The sequence below is a fragment of the Kitasatospora sp. NPDC058965 genome, from assembly GCF_042741245.1.
In the GTDB taxonomy this organism is placed as follows: domain Bacteria; phylum Actinomycetota; class Actinomycetes; order Streptomycetales; family Streptomycetaceae; genus Kitasatospora.
Map to the genome: position 1 here is coordinate 1 of NZ_JBHYKG010000458.1, position 5,095 is coordinate 5,095.

General features: G+C 74.8%; 4 protein-coding genes. 1 reads left to right on the forward strand and 3 read right to left on the reverse strand.

The features are described from left to right. Positions 1-26: 26 nt before the first annotated feature. The 3 genes from ACFW1A_RS38365 to ACFW1A_RS38375 form a co-directional block, all read right to left on the reverse strand. A complete protein-coding gene (locus ACFW1A_RS38365) occupies positions 27-254 on the reverse strand; it encodes an acyl carrier protein (RefSeq protein WP_380417930.1) in 228 nt (75 codons plus the stop codon). Continuing rightward, the gene (locus ACFW1A_RS38370) at positions 251-2,170 is read right to left on the reverse strand and encodes an HAD-IIIC family phosphatase (protein ID WP_380417932.1); all 1,920 of its coding nucleotides are present in this window, start codon (positions 2,168-2,170) and stop codon (positions 251-253) included. Before ACFW1A_RS38370 ends, ACFW1A_RS38365 begins: the two co-directional genes overlap by 4 nt. 114 nt (positions 2,171-2,284) lie before the next feature. Continuing rightward, entirely contained in the window at positions 2,285-3,307 is a 1,023-nt protein-coding gene (locus ACFW1A_RS38375; RefSeq protein ID WP_380417934.1) for a GntR family transcriptional regulator, read from the reverse strand. A 161-nt stretch (positions 3,308-3,468) separates the two neighbouring features. Here ACFW1A_RS38375 and ACFW1A_RS38380 point away from each other — a divergent pair, with 161 nt between their 5' ends. Further along, on the forward strand, positions 3,469-5,064 hold the full coding sequence (locus ACFW1A_RS38380; RefSeq protein WP_380417936.1) for an MFS transporter: 1,596 nt from the start codon (positions 3,469-3,471) through the stop codon (positions 5,062-5,064). Positions 5,065-5,095 lie beyond the last annotated feature (31 nt).

A 5,095-nucleotide genomic window follows, 5' to 3' on the forward strand; every position in this document is an offset into this window, starting at 1 on the left:
GGTCCGGACCGCGCGCTACCGGCCCGTCAGCCGGCCACGGCCACCTGGTAGATCTCGGCCAGGGTGGGGGCCTCCAGGATCCGGGCCAGCGAGACCGGTCGGCCGGTGCGCTGCTCCAGGGCGCTGAGCAGCCAGATCAGGTGGACGGAGTCCCAGCCCGGGACCTCGTCCAGGCCGCGGGGCAGGTCGGCGGCCCCGACCGGCATGCCCAACTCGTCGCGGAGCAGGGCGAGGAAGTCGTCGACGGTGTTCAACGCGGTACCCCCACGAGGTCGGTGCTGAGCTGCAGATGGGCCGGGACGGGCGGGAGTTCGGCCAGGTCGTGGCGGAAGACCAGCAGGCCGTCCCGCTCGCCGTCGGCGGTGAATCCGTAGCGCGGGTAGAAGTCGCGCACGATGCCGTTCCGGTCGCCGGGCCGGTAGTGCCCGAGCACCGCGGTGTGCCCGAGGGCGCGCGCGTGCGCGAGCAGCGCCGCCAGGCAGGCGCCCTCGATGCCGCGGCTGAACACCCGGCAGCTGAGCAGGAAGTTCTCGATCTCCAACCGATCGTCCCGGTGCCGGGCCAGTACCAGGCCGACCAGCCCGTTCGACCCGAACCGGTCGGCGGTGCGCACCCCGAGCACCAGGGCGTCCGGCTGCGCGCACCGGTCGGCCAGCTCGGCCGGCTGCAGCCGCTCGGTGGCCAGGTGGAACTGGTTGGTGCGCAGGGTCAGCTGGGCGGCCCGGGGGAGCTGCTCGACGGTCAGCGCGGTGAACTCGACCCGGACGGCGAGCTCGCGCAGGTAGTCCGCCAGCGAGCCGAACGCGTGCAGGAAGTCGCGCCGGTCCAGGTCCTCGCGGTACCGGGCCACCCGGGCACGGTCCTCGCCGGTCAGCTCGATCACGTCGAACCAGCCGTCGCGCAGCAGCCGGTCGCTGTGCAGGGCGGGTTCCCCGTCGACCGCCACGGTGGCCACCGCCGGCAGCGCGTGCCGGACCAGGCCGAGCTCGTACGGGTTGTCGTCGACGAAGACCAGGCTGTCCGGTCCGATGTTGAGGTCGGCCGCGAGCTCGGCCAGGTTCTGGTCCTTGGGCCGCCAGTTGGCGGCGATCCGCAGCAGGTCCGGCTCGCGCAGGGTCATCCGCGGGTGGTCGCGGAAGGCGGCGCGGACCCGCTCGGTCTCGTTCTTGCTCACCACGGCCGTCATCACGCCCTGCGCGGCGAGCTGCTTGACGGTGCGCTGGAAGGCCGCGAAGGCCTCGCCCCGGTAGCTGTCGGCGACCTCGATCCCCTCGATGCCGTCCTCGCCCAGCACACCGCCCCACAGGGTCTCGTCCAGGTCCAGCACCAGGCACTTGCGGGTGCGCCCGGTCAGGTGCCGGGCCAGGTGGCCGATCTCGCGGGCGTAGCGGGCGAGCAGCTGGTTGGACAGGTGGGCCTTGGTGTACCGGGCCAGCCGGGGGTCGCGGGCGGGCAGGCCCTCGGCGAGCAGCGGGTCCAGGTCGAGCACCACCAGCCGGGGGTGGGCGGCGGCCAGGTCGAGCAGCTGGGCGTTGGCGCGCCGCCAGAGCGCGCCCAGCTCGGCGCGGGACCGGTGGTCGACCAGCTGGCGGGCGTAGGCGGCGGGCAGCGGCAGGGTGTTGAGGACCAGGGTGCCGCGGCCGGACCGCTCGAAACCGGCCGCCAGTGCGGCGACGAGGTCCAGCTTGGCCGCCAGGACCGGCTCCAGGTCGGCCGGGCGCCAGGGCAGCGGGGCCTCGTCGAAGACCACCTCGGGGTCGAGCAGGCAGAGCGTCAGATCGGCCCCGTACGCGTACAACTCGCTGTCCGGGTCGGCCAGGTCGAAGACGTAGGAGTCGAACTCGCTGACCCGGTGGCGCAGCAGCAGGCCGTGGCGGGCGAACTCGGCGGCCAGCGCGGGCGGCAGGGCGGCCAGCGTGCCGTGGCCGGTGAGCGCGACCGAGACGGTCGGGACGGCGGGGTGCGCGGCCAGCACCTGCGCCGGGTCGAGGCGGGCCAGCAGCAGTCCGGCGCGCGCGAGTTCGGGCTCGGAGAGGTCGGCGAGCAGCGCGGCCAGCCGGGGGTACTCGGCGGCCAGCCGGCCGGCCCGGTGCAGGGCCAGCAGCTGGTCGGCCCCGGGCGGCGGCGCGGCCGGTCCGGTCGGCGTGCTCGCGGTGGCGGCGGAACTCATGGGCGCGGCCGATCCCTTCGCGACGCGGGGCACGGCGGGCGCCGCGCCCCACCACGGTGCCGGGCCGGGCTAAAGGGGGGCTTGCGGACCGGGCCCGGGCGCGCGCCGGACCGGTCAGGCCTTCCGCTCCAGCAGCGGCGCCAACCCGTCCAGCATCCGGGCCAGCACGAACTCGAAGAGCAGGTCGAGGTCGAAGTCGAAGTCCTCGCCGGCCATGTCCACCATCAGCCGGCCGAAGGCCGGGAACGCGCCACCGGCCAGGATCGTGGTCAGCGCGCCCTCCTGGGTGGCCAGCCACTCCGCCTCGGTCATCTCGGTGCGGCGCCGGTCGTTGGCCTCCATGTCGAGGTTGACCGCGATGCCGCGGACCATGGCGAACACCATGATGTGGATGTAGAGCCGGGTGCTCGGCTTGAGGTCCGCGCCCTCCAGCGTGGCCACCACGTACTCGCCGTGCCGCAGCGCGCCGGGCAGCGGGGCCGGCCGGGTCAGCGAGATGGTCTGGGCGAGCCACGGGTGGCGCCGGTAGAGCCCCCACTGGACCCGGGCGATGGCGGCCAACCGGGTCCGCCAGCCGACCAGTTCGGCGGGCGGCAGCGGCACGCCGGCGAGCATCCGGTCGGCCATCAGGTCGACCAGCTCCTCCTTGCTCGCCACGTGCCGGTAGAGCGCCATCGGGGCCACGCCCAGCTCGGTGGCCACCCGGCGCATCGAGACCGGGCCCAGGCCCTCCGCGTCCGCGACGGTCACCGCGGCCTGCACGATCCGGTCCCGGGACAGGCCCTGCTCGCTCTCCCGGTGCTCGCGGCGCCGGGCGGCGGGCTCGGCGGCCGGCCTCGGACCGGCCGGGGGCGGCGTCGCGGTGCGCCCGGCGGCCGGCTTCGGGCCGGGGGCCGGCCGGTCGGCGCCCGGCGCCACCACGGTGCCCGCGCCCGGCTGCGAGCGCACCAGCCCCTCCTGGCGCAGCGTGGTGAGCGCCTTGGTGGCGGTCGCCATCGCCACCCCCCACTCCTGGGTGATCTGCCGGGTGGACGGCACCCGGTCGCCGGGGCGCAGCGCCCCGCTGGTGATCCGGGCCCTGAGCTCGGCGGCGATCCGCAGGTAGGGCGGGGTGGTGGGGGAGAGCTCGGTCGTCATGACAAAAGTGTACTAGTGCGTCGGTGTATCGGTCATCCCTGTGGACGACATTTCCCCGTTGCGCCGGGCAGTGCACTATGCGTACTCTGTACACAGCAACGAGCGTACGGCGTACGCTCGACCACCCTGCGCATGCCCCGCACCAGGTCTGGGGGACCATCATGAACACCACCGGGAACACCCAACTCCTGCCGCAGCAGGCGCCGTCCGCGGCCGGGCGGCGCGCCTGGCTGGCGCTGACCGTGCTGATGCTGCCGCTGCTGCTGGTCTCGATGGACGTGTCGGTGCTCTACTTCGCCGTCCCGTTCATCAGCAAGGACCTGCACCCGAGCAGCACCCAGCAGCTGTGGATCTTCGACATCTACGGTTTCGTGCTGGCCGGCCTGCTGCTCACCATGGGTGCGCTGGGCGACCGGATCGGCCGCCGCCGACTGCTGCTCGGCGGGGCGCTGGCCTTCGGCGCCGCCTCCACCCTGGCCGCCTACGCCGGCAGCGCCGGCACGCTGATCGCGGCCCGCGCGGTGCTCGGCATCGCCGGCGCCACCCTGATGCCCAGCACCCTGGGCATGATCCGCAACCTGTTCCCGGACCCGAAGCAGCGCGGCAGGGCGATCGCGATCTGGACCGCGGTGACCAGCGCCGGGATCGCGGTCGGGCCGGTGCTCAGCGGGATCCTGCTGGAGCACTTCTGGTGGGGCTCGGTCTTCCTGGTCAACCTGCCGGCGATGGTGCTGCTGCTGGTGCTCGGCCCGGTGCTGCTGCCGGAGACCCCGCGACTGCGCGGTGGGCGGTTCGACGTGCTGAGCTCGGTGCTCTCGCTGGCCGCCGTGCTGCCGCTGGTCTACGGCATCAAGGAGCTGGCCCGCACCGGCTTCCAGACCCTGCCGACGGCCGCGATCCTGGTCGGCCTGCTGTTCGGCGCGGTCTTCGTGCGGCGCCAGCGGACCCACCCGCACGCCCTGATCGACCTGGCCCTGGTCCGCAGCCGCGGCTTCTCCAGCTCGATCGTGATGAACGTGCTGGGCATGTTCGGGGTGGTCGGCATGGCCATCTTCGTCACCCAGTACCTGCAGCTGGTGCTCGGCATGAGCACCCTGACGGCCGCGCTGTGGAGCGTGCTGCCGAGCATCGTGGTCGGCGGGACGGCCCCGGCCGCGGCGGCGCTGAGTGGCCGGCTGGGCAAGGCGCGGGTGATCGCCGGCGGCTTCGGGCTGATGACGGTGGGCTTCGCGGTGCTGGCCACGGTCGGGGCGCACTCGCCGCTGTGGCTGGTGCTGGTCGCGGCGGCGGTCTACGCCTCGGGGGCGATCGCCCTGATGACCCAGGTGAGCGAGGTCGTGATGGCCGCGGCCCCGGCCGAGCGGGCGAGCACCGCCTCCGCCCTGCTGGAGTCGGGCACCGAGCTCGGCGGCGCGCTGGGCATGGCGATCCTGGGCAGCATCGGCACCGCGGTCTACCGTGCGGACATCGGGCACCACCTGCCGGCGGGCCTGCCGGCCGGCGCGGCGGCCCGGATCCGCGACTCGCTGGGCGGCACCGAGGTCTCGCTGGCCCAGCTCCCGGCGGGCACGGCGCACGAGGTGCTGGCGGCCGCCCGGGACGCGTTCAGCGGCGGGATGCAGGCGGCGGCGATCGCGGCGGCGGTGGTGATGGCCGTGGGCGCGGTGCTGGCGACGGTGCTGCTGCGGCACCTGCCGGCGGGGGCCGCGGCCGCCGAGCCGGCGGTCCCGCAGGAGCGGGTGGCGCAGCCGGTCTGACGGACGGTCCGCAGCGGGGAGGGGCACCGGC